We start from the raw sequence: 18855 nt of genomic DNA on the forward strand, positions 1-18855 counted from the left end.
CCGGGTGCTGTCGCGGCGCTGCACCTGGCATGACCGGGCTGTGGGTTCTGCTGGCGGCGCTTCTCGCGGCGACGGCGATCGGTCTGGTGACCACGCGCCGGGGCGGCGGGTTCCGCGCTGCGCCGGGCGGGCGCGGAGATCGGCACGGAGGTCCCAGTGGAGTGTGGTCACGTCTTCCCGGTCGGCGCGGTGCGGCGGAGGATGATCCCATGAGTGCGGACGGGCGGGATCTCACCGGCGAGCTGGCCGCGCTCGGCCAGGTGCCCGGCGAGGTCGCGACGCTGCTGCAGTTCTCCACGGCCTTCTGCGCACCGTGCCGGAGCACCCGGCGCATGCTGGCGGAGGTCGCCGCGGTCGTGCCCGGGGTACGGCATGTGGAGGTGGACGCGGAGTCGCACCTGGAGCTGGTGCGGCGCCTCGCGGTCCGCAGCACCCCGACCGTGCTCGTCCTCGACAGCTCGGGCACCGAGGTGCGCCGGGCGAGTGGCGCGCCGCCGACGCGGGCGGCGGTGATCGCCACCCTGGCCTCGTTGGGCGAGATCTTTCCGGGAGATCCACAGTCGGGTCCAGATGGTGATTCGGTGGATCTGTCGCGTAAGGGTTAACACAGCTGTGACGTTCGCTGCTACCGTGACACGCACCATGTGCGACACCCAGCTGGTCAGACGCCGCGCGGTCGATCTCTGCCGCGTCCGCAGCTGCCTGTGTTGCGTTTCCTGACCGTGCGCTGACGTAGGTCCCCGCCCTCGTCCACCGTGTCCACAGCCGTTCCGGGGCGTGCCCGGTCCCGTCCGGCTGCCCGAAACCGCCGCCGGCCCGAAACCGTCCCACGTCAGGAGAGCAGCGTCATGGTGGACCCACGGGGGCCGCGGTTCGCCGCGGCGGTCACCGTCGTCGTGCTCGCCGCCGCGATCATCACGGGAAGTCCCTGGGTCCTGCTCGCGCAGGCCGCGGTCTTCGCCGTGGGCTCGCTCGCCGGGATCCGCCACGCCCCGTACGGGCTCGTCTTCCGCTACCTGATCCGGCCCCGGCTCGGTCCGCCGGCCGAGATGGAGGCCGAGGCACCGCCGCGGTTCGCGCAGACGGTCGGCCTGATGTTCACGCTCGTCGGGGCCGTCGGTCTTCTCGCCGGGGTGCCCGCCCTCGGCTACACGCTCGCCGCGTTCGCGTTCGTCGCCGCCTTCCTCAACGCGGTCTTCGGGCTCTGCCTCGGGTGCCGCATGTATCTCGTCCTACGTTCCATCACCGCGAAGGGAGTACGCGCATGAGCCGCGAGACCGCGCTGGTCAACGCGACCTGGGTGGAAGAGCACGCAGGCGACCCCAAGGTCGTCCTCGTCGAGGTCGACGAGGACGTGTCGGCCTACGACCGGGGCCACATCCCCGGCGCCGTGCGGCTGGACTGGAAGTCCGAGCTGCAGGACCCGGTGATCCGGGACTTCGTGAACAAGGGGCAGTTCGAGAAGCTGCTGTCCGAGAAGGGCATCGCGAACGACGACACCGTGGTGCTGTACGGCGGCAACAACAACTGGTTCGCCGCGTACGCCTACTGGTACTTCGTCCTGTACGGCCACGAGCAGGTGCGTCTGCTCGACGGTGGCCGCAAGAAGTGGGAGCTGGACGGCCGCGAGCTGACCGTCGAGGTCACCCCGCGCACGGCGACCAGCTACACCGCCGCGGAGGCGCGCACCGACATCCGCGCCTTCCGTGACGAGGTCATCGCCGCCATCGGCGAGAAGAATCTGGTGGACGTCCGCTCGCCCGACGAGTTCTCCGGCCGGCTGCTCGCCCCGGCGCACCTGCCGCAGGAGCAGTCGCAGCGGCCCGGGCACGTGCCGACCGCGAAGAACATCCCGTGGGCGAGGACGGCGAACGAGGACGGCACCTTCCGCTCGAACAACGAGCTGACAGCGCTCTACTCCGAGGCCGGCGTGGACCTGACGAAGGACACCATCGCCTACTGCCGGATCGGGGAGCGCTCCGCCCACACCTGGTTCGCGCTGCACGAGTTGCTGGGCCTGGCGAACGTCAAGAACTACGACGGTTCGTGGACGGAGTACGGCTCGCTCGTCGGCGTGCCGATCGAGAAGGGCGCCTGATCATGTGTGGTGCTACCCGTGGCGGACCATCGGTGGAGGGAATCGACGTGGCCAAGGAGACCGTGATCCAGGGGGTCGTTGTCCGGGACGGCGAGCCGGTGTCGACCGGTTACGCCCGCCTGCTCGACTCCGGAGGTGACTTCACCGCCGAGGTGCCGCTGTCGGCCACCGGCCAGTTCCGGTTCTTCGCGCGCCCCGGCGAGTGGACGGTCCGCGCGCTCGTGCCCGGCGCGACGGGGGAGCGCAGGGTCGTGGCGCGTCAGGGTGAGCCGGTCGACACCCAGGTCGACGTCGCCGCCTGATCGGCACGCGGGCCTGAGCGCCTGACGACGGCCGGGTTCCGGGGAGAGCGCTCTCCCCGGAACCCGGCCGTTTCGTTTTCCCGCCCCGCCCCGCCCCGCCTCGTCTCCGCCTCGCCCCGCCTCCGTCACGGGTCCGCCTCCAACGCCCCGGCTCGTCGCCTCCGGGCTGGAGTCGGGAAACTGTCACAAGGTGACACTTGTCCATCGCAGGCGTATATTCGTCCTGGACGGAGATGTCCGGATGGTCTTAATCCTCCCGGTATGAAACGGATGCCGGGAGGGATGGCCGTCGGGACCGGCCTGGGGGGAAGGCGGCGTGGTGGCGGCGGATCAGGCTGAGGGCCTGCGCGAACGGAAGAAACGACGCACCCGCCAGACGATCATCGAGGTGGCGCACGAGCTGTTCCACACGAAGGGCTTCGAGGCCACGACCCTGGAGGAGATCGCCGCCGGCGCGGACGTGTCGGTGCGCACGCTGTTCCGCTACTTCACCGGGAAGGAAGCGATCGCGCTCGCACCGCTGGACGAGATGGGCGATCTGACGGTCGCGGCACTGCGTCGCCGGCCGGCGGACGAACCACCTCTGGCCGCCCTGCGCGCCGCGGCCCTGAGTGCCTGGGCGCTGATGTCGCCCGACGGTCAGGCGCTGCGGCACTATGCCGACCAGCTCCTGCCGAGCGAGCAGGCCTCACCGCTCGCCGGCGCGGTGCTGAGCAGGCTCATCGTCATCGGTGACCGACTGGCGATGGAGCTCGTCGACAACGAGGGGGCGGTCGACGAGCCCCGTGCCCGTGCCGAGCCGTCGCCTGACATACCTGACACGCCCGAAGCGCTCGCCGCGTCCGTGGCGGGGCCGACGGCGCGGTTCCCGGCGCCCATCGCCGAACTGGACGCCCAGCTGACCGTCGTCCGCTTTCTCAGTGCCATCCAGGTCGCCATCCGTTTCTGGTGCGGCTCGGGCAGTACGGATCTGTCGGCGCTTCTCGTCGTCGTCGAGACATGTCTCGACCGGATCTTTCCGAGCCCCTGATTCATCCGTAGTCGACCCTGCCCTATCGATCCGTCCCGGGACGGGCCGCGAACCGAGGTGGACGTTTCGTCGTACATGTCGGTGGGCCCGCCGGGTGGCCCCARCATTCAACTTCAGATGCAGGCTGGTTCCGCAGCCGCATTCGCAGGAAAGGGTGCGCGAACTTCCCATGTCCATTTCCGCGCCAGCGTCCGAGTCCGCCACGAGGTCCCGGCACTCCATTCCCGCGCAGGCTGTCGGCGGCACCGCCCCCAGGCGGGCCGCCGCGGGCACCGAGGCCCACGACAGCGGGGATCCGCTGGTCGGAACCCTGCGTCGGGCCGTTGACCACCTGCTTTCCCGCCAGGACGAGGCGGGCTGGTGGAAGTTCGACCTGGAAAGCAACACCACGATGGACGCCGAGGACCTGCTGCTGCGCGAGTTCCTCGGTATCCGCACGGAGTCGGTCACCGACGCCTCGGCCCGTTTCATCCGTTCCCGTCAGCTGCCGGACGGCACGTGGCCGCAGTATTTCGGTGGCCCCGGTGAGCTTTCCATCACGGTCGAGTCGTACATAGCGCTGCGCCTGGCCGGTGACGAACCGTCCGCCCCGCACATGGAACGTTGCGCGGACTGGATTCGCCGGCACGGCGGAATTCCCGCGACGCGGGTCTTCACCCGGGTCTGGCTGGCGCTTTTCGGCTGGTGGCGCTGGGAGGATCTGCCGGTGCTGCCGCCCGAGATGCTGCTCCTGCCGGCCCGTGCGCCGCTCAGCATCTACGCGTTCGGGTCCTGGGCCCGGCAGACGATCGTCCCGCTCACGGTCGTGTTCGCGCTGCGCCCCGTACGTCCGGCACCGTTCGACCTGGCGGAGCTCTACGCCGAGGAGGCCACGTCCGACCGGTCGGGGACCACCCCGGCGCCGTCCACCCCGTCCTCCACCACGCCGGCCCGGGCGGGGATCAGGAGGATCGGCTGGAAGGACGTCTTCCGCTGGGTCGACGCCGGGCTGCACCGCTACCAGCACCGGCCGATCGGCCCGCTGCGTCGGCACGCGCTGCGGACAGCCGAACGCTGGATCATCGAGCGCCAGGAGGCGGACGGCTGCTTCGGGGGAATCCAGCCGCCGGCCGTGTACTCGATCATCGCGCTGCGGCTGCTCGGCTATGACCTGACACACCCGGTGCTGGCGGCCGCGCTCGACGCGCTGGAGGCCTACACGGTCACCCTGCCCGACGGCGCGCGGATGGTCGAGGCCTCGCAGTCCCCGGTCTGGGACACGGCGCTGGCCGTGAACGCGCTCGCGGAGGCGGGCGCCGTGACCGGGATCGGGGCGGACGACCCGGCCCTGCTCCGCTCGGTCGACTGGCTGCTCGGCCAGGAGATCCGGGAGCGGCGCGGCGACTGGCGGGTCAACCACCCGGATCTGCCCGCGGGCGGCTGGGCGTTCGAGTTCGAGAACGACACCTACCCGGACACCGATGACACGGCCGAGGTGCTCCTCGCCCTGCGCCGGGTGAACCACCCCGAGCCGGAGCGGGTCGAGGCCGCCGCCGACCGCACCGTGGCCTGGCTGTTCGGTCTGCAGTCCAGCGACGGGGGCTGGGGGGCCTACGACTCGGACAACACCAGCACGCTCGTCTACGAGATCCCGTTCGGTGACTTCGGCGCGCTGACCGATCCGCCGTCGGCGGATGTGACCGCCCACATCGTCGAGGCCCTCGCCGACCTGGGCCTCGCCGACGACCCCCGGACCCAGCGCGGGGTGGCCTGGCTGCTGGATCACCAGGAGGCGGACGGGTCGTGGTTCGGCCGCTGGGGGGTGAACCACCTCTACGGCACCGGTGCGGTGCTGCCCGCGCTGGTCGCCGCCGGTGTGGCCCCGGCCCACCCGGCCGTGCGCCGGGGGGCGCGGTGGCTGCTGTCCCACCAGAACCCCGACGGTGGCTGGGGCGAGGACCTGCTGTCCTACGGCGATCCGGAGTGGGTCGRCCGGGGGACGTCCACCGCGTCGCAGACGGCGTGGGCGATGCTCGGGCTCCTCGCGGCGGAACCGGGTGCCGAGATCTCCGCGGCACTCGCCCGGGCGGCCCGCTGGCTCGCCGACCAGCAGCGCCCGGACGGCAACTGGGACGAGGAGGAGTTCACCGGCACCGGCTTCCCGGGGGACTTCTACCTCAACTACAACGGCTACCGGCTGCTCTGGCCGGTTCTCGCCCTCGGCCGTTACCTGCGCACGAGTCGGTAGGGGCCCGGAGGGCCGGATCCACCGCGGATCTACCGCGGCGCCTCCCGGGGGGCGGGCAGGTCGCGGACGGGGGCGGCGCCGGCCGCCACGTCGAACGGAATGCTGGTGGGGACAGCGAAGGCCATCGGACCCACGGTGAAGTGCCGCAGGTCGTTGTCGGTGGCGTAGGTGGCCGCGGCGCTGCGGTCCGGAAACGGCGCGACCACCCGGCGGACCGTGCGCCGGCCCGCTCCCTCGAACTGCACCACGGCGAAGAGCATCTCGGACTCCGGCATCATGCGATCATGAAAGCGTATCCCGATGGCCGGGAGAACGTGCCAGGTCGTGTGCTGTCAGTGGTCCGCTGTGTACGTGCAGCAGGACGTCCCACGCTTCGCGCATGTGCGTCGGGTATGTGCAACCCAGAGTGATGTCCGGGTGAATGTCAGTACACGAGCGCCTGGGCGCCGTCGGCGAGTGCTTCGCTGACGAACACCGCCGCACCGGCGATGCGCACGCCCTCGATCACGTCGTCCGGGCCGATCGAGCGCCGCGCCGCGCACTGCGTGCAGAGCGTGACCCGGCCGCCGGCCAGGACGGCGTCGAGCAGGTCGGTGAGCGGGGCGGACTCCGGCAGCGTGAACTCGGCGGCCCGGCCGGGAAGAGCGAACCAGGCGGACTCGCCGGTGAGCCACAAGGAGACGTCCACCCCCGAGGCCACGGCGATGGAGGCCACGGTGAAGGCCTGGGAGYAGCGTTCCGGGGCGTCGGAGCCGGCGGTCACCTTGACGACAAGCGATCGTGTCACGCGCCCAGTGTGCCCGTCCCGCGCGCGCCGTGCGGCCAGGCCCGCCCGCGACGCGAACGTGCCCGGCCGGGCACTTCCGGGACGGTGGCGGCAGAACGCGGCCGCGGTCGTCCTAGGCTGTGCTCCGTGCTGCACTACTTCATGAGCGGCCTGCTGGTGGCGACGGCGATGCTCATCGCCTGGTTCTCCGGCTACGCGGTCTACAAGTTGTACGGGGGCCGGCGCTGAGCCGGCGGGCGAGGAGCGGAGCACCGATGGGAACGGACCGGACCRGCGACACGGGCACGGTTGCGGCGGCGGCCCCGCCCGATCTGCACGCGAGCCTGCTGCCGTTGGCGTTCCTGGTCGGCACCTGGCGCGGCGAGGGCGTCGGGGGCTACGAGGGCCTGGAGTCGTTCCACTACGGGCAGGAGATCACCTTCGCCGCCGACGGGCGCCCGGCGCTGGGCTACGTGTCGCACACCTGGTGGGCCGACGAGCCGAGGGACGGGCGCGAGCCGGGCAGTCCGCTCGCCACCGAGACCGGGTTCTGGCGGGTGCAGCCGCCGTCCGGCGATCCCGGGCCGGACGGCAGTGCCGATCTCCGCCCGGTCGTCGAGGTGACGCTGGCGCACCCGTTCGGCATCGCCGAGATCTACGTCGGCACAGTCGCCGGCACCCGGATCGACCTTGACTCGAATGTCCTGATCAGGACGGCGACCGCCCGGGAGGTCACCCGGTCGGTGCGGCTGTACGGCCTGGTCGAGGGCGGTGACCTGGCCTACGCGATCGACATGGAGGCCGGCGGCAAGCCGCTGCAGTCGCACCTGTCGGCCCGCCTGCAGCGCGTCAGGGGCTGAGCGCGGCCCAGACTCAGGTGGGGCGGGCTGCGCTGCCGGCGTCGGCGGCGAGCTTGGCCCGCCACGCCCGCTCACGCTCGATGGCACCGGCGAAGCCGAGGGCGATGGCCGGGTCGAAGTTGTCGTCGGCGTACGAGCCGACGCAGCCCAGCAGCCGGTCGATCTCCTCCGCGCTGACCGCCGTGAGCGGGACCTGCCCGGTCAGGAAGATGTCGCCCACCCGGTCGATGGAGAAGTGCACGCCGTAGGTGCGCGCGTTGCGGCCCAGCAGGAAGCCGTAGGTACCGGCGGCGTTCTCCGCGGGGGCACGCATGAAGAACGCCTCCACGAGCAGGGTGTGGTCCTGCACCACCAGCCAGGTCATGGTGCGCAGCTTGTGCTCGCCCTCCAGGGCCACCAGGAAGGCACCGGTGTCGGCGTGCTCGTAGGACACGCCGAGATCGTCCAGCGCGGCCCTGATCACGTCGTCGAGCCGGGTACGTTCGGAAACGTCGATGGGTGCCGTCATGAGCAGGGATCTCCCCGGGGGGCGGTGCGGGTCAAGCCGGTGGGCGGCGGGCAGGGGGGCCGGCGGCCCCATCGCTGACGTTAGCCGGCCAGCGCCCTCGGCACAGCTGTGGCCGCCGCCTGGTAGCTCGCGAGGACGCCCCGGGCGGTGGCGCTCCAACCGAAACCGGCGGCCCGCGCCCGGGCGCCGGCTGACAGGTGCCGCCGCCACCGCTCCTCGGTGAGGATGCGCTCCAGCGCGTCGGCGTAGTCCGCCGGGTTCCAGCCGTGGACGAGGACGCCGGACGTCCCGTGCTCGACGGCGGTGCACAGCCCACCGACGGCGGCGGCGACGACCGGGGTGCCGCACGCCTGCGCCTCCACCGCGACCAGGCCGAAGCTCTCGCTGTGGCTGGGCACGACGACCGCGGTGGCCGCCCGGTACCAGTCGGCGAGCTGCTCCTGTGGGACCGGGGGCTGGAAGTGGACGATGTCGGCGATGCCCAGCTCCGCGGCGAGTTTGACCAGCGAGTCGGGGCGCTCGAGGCCGGAGCCGCTGGGCCCGCCCACGACGACGACCGCGAGCCGCCCGCGGCGGCGCGGGTCGCGGTGGATGAGGTCGGCCGCGGCGGCGAGCAGGACGTCCGGTGCCTTCAGCGGCTGGATCCGCCCGACGAACAGCAGGATCTGGGTGTCGGGGTCGAAACCGAGTCGCACGCGGGCCGCCCGCGCTCCACTGTCCGGCCCGCGGTCCGACGCACCCCTGTCGTCTCCGCCAGGGGGCCGGGGACCGTCGGGGCGGAAGACGTCCAGGTCGACGCCGGGGGCGACGACGTCCACCCGGCTCGGCGCGGCGCCGTAGAGGTCGGTCAGGTGACGGCGTTCGGTCTGCGTCGAGGCGATGAGGCGGCTCGCGCTGTCGATCACCGCCTGCTCGCCGCGCAGCCGCAGCTCGGGTTCCGGGCGGTCGCCGTCCGCGAGCGAGGCGTTCTTGACCTTCGCCAGAGTGTGCGAGGTGTGCACCAGCGGGACGCCCCACCGCCGGGCCACCGAACGGCCGACCTGCCCGGACAGCCAGTAGTGCGAGTGGACGACGTCGAACCAGCCGGCCTCGTACCCGGCCTCGGTACGCAGGACGTCCGCCGTGAACGCGCACAGCCAGGCGGGCAGCTCGGCGCGGCCGATGTCCTCGTACGGGCCGGCCGGGACGTGGCGTACCGTCACTCCCGGAACGATCTCCGCGGTGGGTGGGAGACGGCTGCTCACTGCGCGGGTGAACACCTCGACCTCGGTACCGAGAGCGGCGAGCTGGCGCGCGAGTTCGATGATGTAGACGTTCATCCCGCCCGCATCACCGGTTCCCGGCTGCTCCAGCGGTGAGGTGTGCATCGAGAGCATCGCCACCCGCGACGGCTTCCTCAGCCGGACGCCCTCACCACGGGCCGGCGGCATGCCATCGACCAGGTGCACCAACCACCTCCAGAACGGGACCGACGCGACGAGACCAATGTGAACCGGACGTGACAGTCATCGCCAACGTCGACAACGCCGGGCGGTGTCCGTCCTATGCCCGCCCGGCACACTCGGCACCAGCTGTTTGTGCCCGCGCCGAGTGGGTGCCATTCCGACCGACCCTGCGCGACCAGGGGATTCGCGGCCGGTGTTTTGAGGAGGGTGTGAGCGGAGTGACAGTGGCGCGGCGCCAACCCCGCCTTGCCGCCGGTCGGGCGCGGGCCCTGGGGGTGCCCACCCGGGGCACCACGGCACCCAACCGGTTGCGGCGGGTCGACCGGTGGCTGGCCGCCGCCGCCTGGTCGCCGCTGCGCCGCGCCGCCGACCCGCTGGTCGTGGACGTCGGCTTCGGGGCATCACCGGTCACCACGGTCGAGATGTACGAACGGCTGCGCCCGGTGCGGTCCGACGTGCGGGTCGTCGGCCTCGAGCTCGCCCCCGAACGGGTCGCCGCCGCGCAGGCCGCCGCGCGCCCGCCCGGGCTGCTGTTCGCCCTCGGCGGGTTCGAGCTGGCCGGGCACCGCCCGGTCGTGATCCGGGCGATGAACGTGCTGCGTCAGTACGACGAGCGGGCCGTCGGGTCGGCCTGGGCGGCCATGGCGGGACGGCTGTCGACCGGCGGGATGCTGGTCGAGGGCACCTGCGACGAGATCGGCCGCCGGGCCTGCTGGTTCACCCTCGGGGCGGGCGGGGTCCCGGCGACCCTGACGTTCTCGGCGCACCTGCCGAGCCTGCTCCGCCCCTCCGACCTGGCGCCGCGGCTGCCCAAGGCGCTGATCGCCCGCAACGTGCCCGGTGAGGACGTCCACGCGCTGCTCGCCGCGTTCGACCTGGCCTGGGAGCGGGTGGCACCGCGGGGGACGTTCGGACCGCGCCAGCGCTGGATCGCCGCCGCCGCGCTGCTGCGGCGGGAGGGCTGGCCCGTCCTCGAGGGCCCGCGCCGGTGGCGGCTGGGGGAGCTCACCGTCGCCTGGCCGCCAGGGCCTCGGTGAAGACGTCCAGCATGCGCCGGTCGAACAGGACGAACCTGGCCTCCGTGACGGTGGTGGTGGTGGTCAGGACGGCGTCGAGCGCGATGTCGGCGGCGTCGCGGGCCGGCCAGCCGTAGACGCCGGCGCTGACCGCGGGCAGGGCGAGGCTTCGGGCACCCAGCTCGTCCGCCACCGCGAGTGCCCGCGTGTAGCACGAGCGCAGCAGCCCGGACCGGTCCTCACCGGTGGTGTACACCGGGCCGACGACGTGGATCACGTGGCGGGCCCGCAGGCGCCCGGCCGTGGTGGCGACCGCCTCGCCGGTCGGCAGGCCACCGGGGAGCGTGGTGGCGCGCAGTTCGCGGCAGGCCGCGAGGATCTCCGGACCACCGGCGGCGTGGATCGCGCCGTCGACCCCGCCCCCGCCGAGCAGCGACGAGTTCGCGGCGTTGACGACGGCGTCCACCGCCTGGTCGGTGATGTCACCCTGGACGAGCCGGACGGTGATCATGCGGCCACTGTACCGAGGGGCCCGCAGGGCGCGTGGCCGCTCGGCCTGGCCTGGCGGTCGCTGTGGCCTGTCGGTTTGCCAGCGGTCAGCTGTCTGCGATGCGATGGGGGACGTGGCAGAACTTGTCGTGCTCGGGTTCAGCAGCAGGAACCAGGCGGAGCGGGTCCGGCAGCTGGGCCGCAGGCTGTCGCGGGCGGGCATGGTCGAGCTCGCGGACGAGGCCGTCGCCTGGCGCGACGAGGCGGGCCGGGTCCGGGTGCGGCATCCGGCCAGCCGGTTGAGATCCGCGGCCGTCAGCGGGGCGGTCTGTGGCGCCGCGGTCGGCGCCGCCTTCCTGGCGCCGGTGGCGGGCCTGCTGGTCGGCGCGGCGGGCGGCGCCGTCACCGGCCGCCTGGTCGCGGGCGAGACGATGGACACCGCCATGGTGCGGCGCGTCGCCGGATGTCTGCAGCCCGGCCGGGCCGCCGTCTTCGTCCTGGTCCGCCGGTCACGGCCGGGTGTCGTCGAAGCCCTGCGGGACTACCGGCCGATGGTGATCAGAACCTCGATGCCCCGGGACCGCGAGGAGGCGCTGGTCCGCGCGCTGCGCGGCCAGGAGCTCCGGGCCGAGCCCGGGACCGAGGCCGCGGGAGTCAGGCCGCCGCGGCAGTCAGGCGAGCGGGCGGCGGGTGGGAGCGATCTTGTCGAGGACGCTGAGGTCGTCCGGGCGCGGCTGCCACTGACCGGCGGCCGCGTTCGCCCGCACCTGCGCCGCGCTCGTCGCGCCGGCGATGACCGAGGCGACCCCGGGCTGGGCGGCGAGCCCGCCGATCGCGACGTCGAGCAGTGAGCGGTCCCGCTCCCGGGCGAAGGTCTCGAGCGTCTYGATCMRGTCGAACAGCTCGTCGGTGAGCTCGTCCTGCCGTCCGGCGAGCCGCGTGCCGGGCGGGGGGACCTCGTCGCGCTGGTACTTGCCGCTGAGGACACCGTTGGCCAGCGGGAAGTACGGGATCACCCCGATGCCGTACTTGAGCGTGGCGGGGACGAGCTCGGCCTCGACGTCCCGGGTGAGCAGGTTGTAGTGGTTCTGGGCCGAGATGAAGCGGGTCGTCCCGGACGCGCGGGCGGTCCACTCGGCGTCCGACACCTGCCAGGCGTCGAGGTTGCACGAGCCGACGTAGCGGACCTTGCCCTCCTGGACAAGCTCGCCGAGCGCCTCCAGCGTCTCCTCGATCGGGGTGAACGCGTCGAGGTTGTGCAGCTGGTAGAGGTCGAGGTAGTCGGTCTGCAGGCGGCTGAGCGACCCCTCGACGGCCTTGCGGATGTAGCGGCGCGAGGCGCGCGCGTTGAAGTCCTGGCCGTACATGCCGCCCATGTCGTTACCCACCTTGGTGGCGAGGACGACCTCGTCGCGGCGGCCGCGCAGTACATGCCCCAGCAGGGTCTCCGAGCCGCCCTTGTTCCCGTAGGTGTCGGCGGTGTCGAAGAAGTTGATGCCGGCGTCCAGGGCGGCGTCGACGACGGAGCGGGTACCGGCCAGGTCCACCCGCGAGCCGAAGTTGTTGYAGCCGAGCCCGACGACGGAGACCATCAGACCCGAAGATCCCAGGGGGCGATAACGCATGCCCTGATAACAACACGCGCGTCGCGGGCCGATTCCTGCCAGGGGCCCGGCCCGCGACGCGCGGAGTTGGTGCGTTGTCCCGTTGTGGCGCTGTCGTCAGCGGGGTGTTGCCGCGTCGCTGACGGCGCGGGCGGTGGCACTGGCCGCCTTACGGGTCGAGGTGCGCGYGGCCCGCGTCTGGCTGGTCGCGGTGCGCGTCTGCTTCACGGCCTCCTCCGTCGCCGGGCTGCGCCGGATGCCCGCCACCCGCTTCTCCCCGCGGCTCGCGAAGGAGTTGTACAGGTCGGTCGCGCGGCCCTGCAGATCCGAGATCTGCGAGCCCACCGTGATCGGCAGTGCGAGAACTGCCGAGCTGACCTGGACGGGGACCCGCGCGGCCTGCGCCGGGATCTGACTGACCCGCTCCGAGATGCGGCGGACCTCTGTCCCGTAGGCCGCGGGGATCGTCAGGAGCTTCTCGACCGCCAGGTCGGCGGCGCCCACGGAGGCGTACAGCGGCTTGCGGACGTCGGAAGTGGACGTGGCTTCGCTCTTCGCCTTCGCGCTGGTTCGGGCGGTGGCCATGTGATCTCCTAGTGATCTCCGGTGGTTGTGGCGGTGTTGGGTCAGGTGGTGCCGTCGTCAGCGGACGGTGGCTGCGCCGGGGCGGTCGGCCCTGCCGTGCCGCCGCCGGGTTCCGTGGCGGCCTTCGTACCGCTGCTACGCGGTGCCCGGCGCCCGTCCCCCGACTTGCGGGCGGTGGAACGCCTGGGCGCGGCGGTCGTGCCGCTTCCGCCGGCGGTCGTCCCGGCTGCGCCGTTGGACGTTCCGCTGGTGCTGGTGGACGTGGTCTTCGACGGTGAGCGCGTGGACCTGGTGGCACGCCGGGTGCCGGTGGCCCGCGGCCGTGCCCCCGCCCCGCCCGGGGAACCCGCGGCGGTGGAGGCGGTGGCTGTGGCAGCCGGGGCGGTGGTGACGTCGGGCACCACATCCGCTTCGGCAGCGGCAGGTTCCGCGTCGACGACGGGATTCTCGTCGGCAGGCCCGACGTCGGTCTCCGCATCGGTGCCCGCGGGCCGCATCGCGGCCAGGCGCGCCGTCGAGCCCGCTCCGGCGAGCGCGTTCTCCCGGCGGAAGGCGTCGTAGATGTCGACGATGACCTGCTTCTGACGCTCGGTCAGGGTGTCGTCGGCGTGGACGGCGGCGAGGAGGTCCTCACCGCCCTCGCGTTCCTCCAGGATGCCGGCCTGCACGTAGAGGACCTCCGCGGAGATCCGCAGCGCCTTCGCGATCTGCTGGAGGATCTCGGCCGACGGCCGGCGTAGCCCGCGCTCGATCTGACTCAGGTACGGGTTGCTCACCCCGGCCTGCCGGGCGAGCTGACGCAGCGAGATCTGGGCGCCGCGACGCTGCTCCCGGATGAAGTCGCCGACATCCCGCACATGAATAGCTGCCACCCGTTACCGACCTCCGCAGGTACGCCGCATCACCAGACGAACGTACGACGCAATGCTAGCTTCGGCAAGCGGGCAGTTAGCACACCGGGCGTTCCGGGCGTGCCGGTCAGCCCTGCTTCTCGGCCTGGGCCAGCCACGCCCGCTGGGTCGCCAGCGCCGTCTCGGTCTCCGCGATCTCGCGGGTCCGCCCGTTCGACCGGGCCCGCTCCAGCTTCGTCTCCAGCTTCGCGATCGATTCCCGCAGTCGGCGCAGGAACGGCGACTCGTTGATCTCGCGCTGGTCCCAGCGGGCGTCCGAGGCCTCGCGCAGCTTGTCGCCGATCGAGCTGAGCTGACGCTCCAGGCTGTTCACGACCTCACGGGGCACGTGCCCGATGGCGTCCCACCGGCCCTGGATCTCGCGGTAGCGGCGCAGCGACCGCTCGACGTCCGCCGGGTCGAGCGCGGTGGCTTCGGCGAGCAGTTCCTCCTTGCGGGTCTGGTTCTCCCGCAGCTCCGCGTCGCGCTCGGCGTTCACGGCGTTGCGCCGGCTGAAGAAGGCGTCCTGCGCGGCGCGGAAACGGGCCCACAGCTCGTCGTCGACGTCCTTCGCCGCCCGGCCGGCGGACTTCCACTCGGTCATGAGCGCCCGGTAACGCGCGGTCGTCGGGCCCCAGTCGGAGGAGTCCGACAGGCTGACGGCCTCGGCGATGATCGCTTCCTTGCGCTCCCGGGAACGGGAGCGCTGGGTGTCGAGGGCGGCGAAGTGGGCGGTGCGCCGGCGGGTGAACTCGTCCCGCGCCGCGGCGATCCGCCGCCACAGCGCCGAGTCGGTCCGCTTGTCGACCCCGGTGATTGCGCGAAACTCGTCGCCGATCGTGCGGAAGCGCTCGCTGGTCGCCTTCCACTCGGAGCTGCGGGTGAGCTGCTCCGCCTCGGTGACCAGCTCCTCCTTGGCGGTGACCGCGACGGCCACCCGGCGGGCGCGCTCGGCTGCAAGCTCGGTGCGGCGGGTGTCCGTCGCGGCCATGACGGCGTCGAGACGGGCGGCGAGTGCCTCCACATCACCGACGACCGCGGCCTGGGGGAGACCCTCGCGCAGCCGGCGCGCGCTGCCGGCGATGCCGGCCGGGTCCACACCGCTGACGGTCAGCCGCCGTTCCAGCAGCTCGACCTCGGCGGCCAGATCGTCGTACCGGCGCCGGAAGTGGGCGAGGCCCTCCTCCGGGCTGCCCGCGCGCCAGGAGCCGACGGCCCGCTCGCCGTCGGTGGTACGCAGATACACAGTGCCGTCGGAGGAGACCCGACCCCAGGGGGGCTGGTCGTCGCTCACCCGGTCGGCGCTGCGCGCGCTGGGAGGCCCGCTCCCGTCGGGGCGGGGGGCAGGCCCGCCAGGTCCGGTGCCCAGGCGTGCGCTGTCGTCGCGTCCGCCGTCGCTGCGGTCACTCATCGCGTTCCCGAAGATCGACATCAAGATGCCTGCCATTGTTGCAGGCATCGGCCCGGAAGGGGACCGTCCGCGGGTATCGGATCTGGTGGGAAGTCCGCGGGCCCCCGGTGGGTGCCCGATGCGCCGGTGTGGCCCGTCCGTCGGCGCGGCGCTCGGCGGCACAGCTCACTGCCCGACGGCCTGGCGGTACGGGCCTGGCGGTGCAGGCCCGGTGCGGCCTGGCGGTGCGGGCCGGATGGGGGCACAGCCGCGAGAAGTGTCACGTCGTCAGCACCTCGCCGGGCGGTCACCAGCCAATAGTTCGGAAATGACCCGCCTGGTCACCTTTTTCCCGCACCCGGTGCGTGCGTACGCATCCTCGCGGGGCCAAGATGCGTAACCGTGGCGGAGCGTACGAGGGCCGGGCGTGACGGCTGGCGCGCAGCCGCTCTGGTGACCCCGGCTCTGGTCGGGTTGTGCGTGTTCGTCATCGGGCCGGCTGCCGTGTCCGCCTTTGTCGCGGGGACGGACAAGAAGCTCACCGGTGTCGACTTCCACTGGGTGGGCACCGCGAACCTGCGGGAGGCACTGTCCGACCCGGATCTCGGCCGGGCCGTCCGCAACACGCTCGTCTACTGCCTGTTGACGGTCATTCCGTCCGTTGTGCTCGGCCTGCTRCTCGCGCTGGCCGCGAACAGCGTCGCCCGTGGCCGGCCTGTGGTCCGCTTTGCGTTGTTTCTGCCGGCAAGCGCGAACATCGTGGCGATGGCAGTCGTGTTCCGATACATCTTCGACGCCAGCCCGGACGGCCTGGCGAACACCCTGGTCGGCGTCGTGGGTGTCGACCCGCAGAACTGGCTGGGCGACAGTGACACGGCGCTGCCGGTCGTCGCGCTGGTCGGGGGCTGGCGGCTGACGAGCTTCGTGTTCGTGGTCTACCTCGCCGGGCTCACCGCCATCCCGCCCTCCGTCTACGAGGCGGCGGAGGTGGACGGCGTCCGCGGGCTGGCGCGGCTGCGCCACATCACGCTGCCGCTGCTGGGCCCGACGACCGTCTTCCTCGCCGTCTTCGTCACGGTCCTGACCCTGCAGACCTTCGAGACGGTCGCGGTGCTGACCGACGGCGGCCCGCTCGACTCCAGCACGACGATCATCTACTACATCTACCAGGTCGGCTTCACCGGTTCCTTCCGGATCGGCTACGCATCCATGATCGCTTTGTTGCTGCTGGTCACCGTGGTGCTCATCGGCGCCGCCGGTGCGCTGCTCGGCCGGCGCCTGCGGGTGGCCCGCGAGGACGCGGGCGCGCCCGCCGGGGCAGCACCCGCGCTGGAAGGAGCCCGGCGGTGACGGGGGAGGCGGCGAGCGCGTCGCCGGCGGCCTCCGGTGGAGCGCGGGCAGGCCTGTGGCCGGCCCGGGCCCTGTCCGGGACGGTGCGCTTCGCGTTTCTCGCCGTGGGTGTCACCACGGCGCTTCTGCCGTTCGTCTGGATGCTGCGCACGGCCCTCGGGCCGCCGCAGAACGCGCTCGGGATGTCGGCCAACCCGCTCCCGTCCTCGGTGAGCTTCCGGGCCTTCGAAAGCGCCTGGCGGGCGGCCGATCTCGGGCCGGCGCTGCTGACCGGTGTGGGCGTCAGTCTCGCGATCCTGGCGCTCCAGCTGCTCACGGCGATCCCGGCGGCCTACGCGTTCGCCTGGGTGCCGTTCCGCGGGCGGTCGGTGCTCTTCGGGGTGGTGCTCGCCACGCTGCTCGTCCCGCCGCAGGTCACGGCGGTGCCGAACTACGTGACGATCTCGGCATTCGGGCTCGCCGACACCCGTGTCGGCCTGGTGCTGCCGTTCATGACCCACGCGGCCATGATCTTCCTGCTGCGCCAGTACATGACCACGATCCCGGCGTCGGTGCTGGAGGCGGCGCGGATGGACGGTCTCGGGACGCCGCGCACCCTGCGCCGGGTCGTCGTCCCGCTGTGTGCCCCGGCCATCGCGACCGTGAGCGTGTTCAGCTTCCTGCTCTCGTTCAACGAGTACCTGTGGCCGCTGCTCGTGGCGCGGTCACCGGACATCGCCACCCCGCCGCTCGCCCTGGCCGGRCTGACCAGCAGGAGTTCCGCCCTGCCCGACTTCGCCCAGCTCGCCGCGGGATCACTCATCATCAGCCTGCCGACCCTGCTCGTGTTCATCGTGGCCCAGCGCCGGCTGGCAGCCGGCATCTCGGGCACCGGTCAGGGGGACTGACGGGACGATGAGTGAGCGCGCAGGCCCGGTCTGTCGGGAGGAAAAACCGTGATCCGTATCCGGCGGGCGGTGCCCGCGGCCGTCGCGGCAGCCCTGGTCACCCTGGCGGCGTGCAGCGGGGGCGGTTCGACGCCCGACCCGTCCGAGAGCCTGCGCCCGACCGCCCGGCCGGCCGCCGCCGGCGTCGACGACGTCGCCGGGGCCAAGGCGTCGCCCCGGTGCGCCGCCCAGGTGAAGACACTGCGGATGTACGCGGTGGCGAACCTGAACGACGTCGCCAGGTCCGGCAAGGCCTACCTGGAGAAGGCGCATCCCGGCCTCACCGTGGAGATCGTCGCCACCGCGCCCACCTACACGGCGCTGGTCCAGCAGCTGAGTGCGGACCGGTCCGCCGGCCAGCGGGCCGACGTCGCCGTCGCCGGCTTCGACGTGCTGCCGACCTTCGCCGCCCAGCTCGGCGCCCAGGAGCTGTCCCCCCGCCTGCTGCGGGCGTCCTACGACCAGCGGATGACGCCGCTCGGCCAGGTCGGCGGCCGCCAGATCGGCATCCCCCAGCAGGTCTCGACGCTCGCGCTCGCCTACAACCTCGACGTCCTGGAACGCGCCGGGGTCGACCCGGCGACGCTGACGACGACCGACGGCGTGATCGCCGCGGCCGAGCGGATCCGGGCCTCCGGACAGGACATCCAGCCGATCGACATCCCGACCGGCCAGGGGTTCGCGCAGTGGACGCTGAACAACCTCGCCTCGTCGGGGGGCGTGCCCATCCAGGATGACGCCGGCCGGCCGCGGCTGAACACCCCGCAGGCGCGGGCGGCCGCGCAGTTCCTGGCCAGGGTGGCCAGCTACGGGCCGCAGTCGGACAGCCCGACCAGCCAGGGGCTGCCCCGGTTCGGGATCCGCAAGGAGACCGCGATGACGATGGTGACGGTGGCGACGCTCGCCGGCGGCCTGCGGTTCATCCAGGACCAGGGCGAGCGCGGGTTCCGCGCCGGTGCGGTGCCGTTCCCCACCCTGCCGGGCGGCACCCAGGCGCCGGTCGCCGGCGGAAACGCGCTGACCGTGCTCGCCGAGGACCAGTGCCAGCGGGAGATGGCGACCGAGCTGGTCGTCTCCCTGCTGGCACCGGACGTCATCGTGGCGAGCACCGAATCGCTGAGCTACCTGCCAGTCGACACCGAGGCGCTGGCCCGGCTGGAGCCGCTGTACCGGCAGTACCCTCAGCTCCGGGCGTTCAACGACCTCGCACCGTCGCTGGTGGCGCCCCCCTCCTGGGGCGGCGCGCGTGGCGGCGAACTGCCGCAGGCCATGTCCGACCAGGTGGTGCGGATCATGGGCGGCGCTGACATCGACCAGACCCTGGCCGCGGCCCAGGCTGAGGCGGAGGCACTGACCCGATGACCAGGAT

20 protein-coding genes and 1 pseudogene are annotated in these 18855 nt (G+C 72.6%); 12 read left to right on the forward strand and 9 right to left on the reverse strand.

Translation table 11 applies throughout. The features are described from left to right. Positions 1-29 precede the first annotated feature (29 nt). The 6 genes from CC117_RS11825 to shc all read left to right on the forward strand — a co-directional run bounded on the left by CC117_RS11825 (position 30) and on the right by shc (position 5657). A complete protein-coding gene (locus CC117_RS11825) occupies positions 30-605 on the forward strand; it encodes a TlpA family protein disulfide reductase (protein WP_368958613.1) in 576 nt (191 codons plus the stop codon). A 243-nt stretch (positions 606-848) separates the two neighbouring features. Then, a complete protein-coding gene (locus CC117_RS11830; protein ID WP_071083775.1) occupies positions 849-1268 on the forward strand; it encodes a DUF4395 domain-containing protein in 420 nt (139 codons plus the stop codon). After that, positions 1265-2098: a sulfurtransferase gene (locus CC117_RS11835; protein WP_071083776.1), complete on the forward strand. Its 834-nt coding sequence runs from the start codon at positions 1265-1267 to the stop codon at positions 2096-2098. Before CC117_RS11830 ends, CC117_RS11835 begins: the two co-directional genes overlap by 4 nt. Before the next feature lie 2 nt (positions 2099-2100). Beyond that, entirely contained in the window at positions 2101-2400 is a 300-nt protein-coding gene (locus CC117_RS11840) for a DUF1416 domain-containing protein (RefSeq protein ID WP_071083777.1), read from the forward strand. Between the two features lie 319 nt (positions 2401-2719). Continuing rightward, entirely contained in the window at positions 2720-3430 is a 711-nt protein-coding gene (locus tag CC117_RS11845; RefSeq protein ID WP_071083982.1) for a TetR/AcrR family transcriptional regulator, read from the forward strand. Between the two features lie 169 nt (positions 3431-3599). Further along, complete coding sequence (shc, locus tag CC117_RS11850; protein ID WP_071083778.1) at positions 3600-5657, forward strand: squalene--hopene cyclase; 2058 nt, start codon at positions 3600-3602, stop codon at positions 5655-5657. Positions 5658-5686: 29 nt separating this feature from the next. Here shc and CC117_RS11855 read toward each other — a convergent pair whose 3' ends face one another. Then, positions 5687-5935: a hypothetical protein gene (locus CC117_RS11855; RefSeq protein ID WP_071083779.1), complete on the reverse strand. Its 249-nt coding sequence runs from the start codon at positions 5933-5935 to the stop codon at positions 5687-5689. Between the two features lie 146 nt (positions 5936-6081). Next, positions 6082-6444 (reverse strand): DsrE family protein, encoded by a 363-nt coding sequence (locus CC117_RS11860; protein ID WP_071083780.1) that lies wholly within the window; start codon positions 6442-6444, stop codon positions 6082-6084. 254 nt (positions 6445-6698) lie between these two features. Here CC117_RS11860 and CC117_RS11865 point away from each other — a divergent pair, with 254 nt between their 5' ends. Continuing rightward, a complete protein-coding gene (locus CC117_RS11865) occupies positions 6699-7283 on the forward strand; it encodes a nitrobindin family protein (RefSeq protein ID WP_071083781.1) in 585 nt (194 codons plus the stop codon). 13 nt (positions 7284-7296) lie between these two features. Here the strand turns inward: CC117_RS11865 and CC117_RS11870 are convergent, their stop codons facing one another. Next, a complete protein-coding gene (locus CC117_RS11870) occupies positions 7297-7791 on the reverse strand; it encodes a type III secretion system chaperone family protein (protein ID WP_018638581.1) in 495 nt (164 codons plus the stop codon). An 80-nt stretch (positions 7792-7871) separates the two neighbouring features. After that, positions 7872-9239, reverse strand: a complete 1368-nt coding sequence (mshA, locus tag CC117_RS11875) for a D-inositol-3-phosphate glycosyltransferase (RefSeq protein WP_071083782.1) — start codon at positions 9237-9239, stop codon at positions 7872-7874. A gap of 215 nt (positions 9240-9454) precedes the next feature. Here mshA and CC117_RS11880 point away from each other — a divergent pair, with 215 nt between their 5' ends. Beyond that, a complete protein-coding gene (locus CC117_RS11880) occupies positions 9455-10273 on the forward strand; it encodes a class I SAM-dependent methyltransferase (protein WP_116287766.1) in 819 nt (272 codons plus the stop codon). On the opposite strand, the gene CC117_RS11885 is transcribed toward CC117_RS11880, so the two are convergent. Beyond that, positions 10242-10763 (reverse strand): O-acetyl-ADP-ribose deacetylase, encoded by a 522-nt coding sequence (locus CC117_RS11885; protein WP_071083783.1) that lies wholly within the window; start codon positions 10761-10763, stop codon positions 10242-10244. The two genes, CC117_RS11880 and CC117_RS11885, sit on opposite strands and share 32 nt — an antisense overlap. A 199-nt stretch (positions 10764-10962) precedes the next feature. Here CC117_RS11885 and CC117_RS34590 point away from each other — a divergent pair. Then, a pseudogene (locus CC117_RS34590) lies at positions 10963-11289 on the forward strand (DUF1269 domain-containing protein); the annotation flags it as partial. A 123-nt stretch (positions 11290-11412) separates the two neighbouring features. Here CC117_RS34590 and CC117_RS11890 read toward each other — a convergent pair. The 4 genes from CC117_RS11890 to CC117_RS11905 form a co-directional block, all read right to left on the reverse strand. Continuing rightward, positions 11413-12333 carry an aldo/keto reductase gene (locus CC117_RS11890; RefSeq protein ID WP_241830037.1) on the reverse strand — a complete coding sequence of 307 codons (921 nt, stop codon included), beginning with the start codon at positions 12331-12333 and terminating at the stop codon, positions 11413-11415. A gap of 129 nt (positions 12334-12462) precedes the next feature. Continuing rightward, complete coding sequence (locus CC117_RS11895; RefSeq protein WP_071083785.1) at positions 12463-12930, reverse strand: hypothetical protein; 468 nt, start codon at positions 12928-12930, stop codon at positions 12463-12465. Positions 12931-12971: 41 nt separating this feature from the next. After that, positions 12972-13802 (reverse strand): helix-turn-helix domain-containing protein, encoded by an 831-nt coding sequence (locus tag CC117_RS40095; protein ID WP_321572602.1) that lies wholly within the window; start codon positions 13800-13802, stop codon positions 12972-12974. Between the two features lie 106 nt (positions 13803-13908). Beyond that, positions 13909-15231: a DUF349 domain-containing protein gene (locus tag CC117_RS11905; RefSeq protein ID WP_241830038.1), complete on the reverse strand. Its 1323-nt coding sequence runs from the start codon at positions 15229-15231 to the stop codon at positions 13909-13911. A 381-nt stretch (positions 15232-15612) separates the two neighbouring features. Between CC117_RS11905 and CC117_RS11910 the strand changes: the two genes are divergently transcribed. Genes CC117_RS11910 through CC117_RS11920 form a run of 3 tightly spaced genes read left to right on the forward strand, consistent with a single transcriptional unit; the run spans position 15613 to position 18848 of the window. After that, positions 15613-16560, forward strand: a complete 948-nt coding sequence (locus tag CC117_RS11910; RefSeq protein WP_071083787.1) for a carbohydrate ABC transporter permease — start codon at positions 15613-15615, stop codon at positions 16558-16560. Next, positions 16557-17447 (forward strand): carbohydrate ABC transporter permease, encoded by an 891-nt coding sequence (locus tag CC117_RS11915; RefSeq protein ID WP_084131965.1) that lies wholly within the window; start codon positions 16557-16559, stop codon positions 17445-17447. Before CC117_RS11910 ends, CC117_RS11915 begins: the two co-directional genes overlap by 4 nt. 48 nt (positions 17448-17495) lie before the next feature. Beyond that, positions 17496-18848, forward strand: coding sequence for an extracellular solute-binding protein (locus CC117_RS11920; RefSeq protein ID WP_071083788.1), 1353 nt, complete (start codon positions 17496-17498; stop codon positions 18846-18848). Positions 18849-18855: the final 7 nt, after the last annotated feature.

The sequence above is a fragment of the Parafrankia colletiae genome (assembly GCF_001854655.1).
Classification (GTDB): domain Bacteria; phylum Actinomycetota; class Actinomycetes; order Frankiales; family Frankiaceae; genus Parafrankia; species Parafrankia colletiae.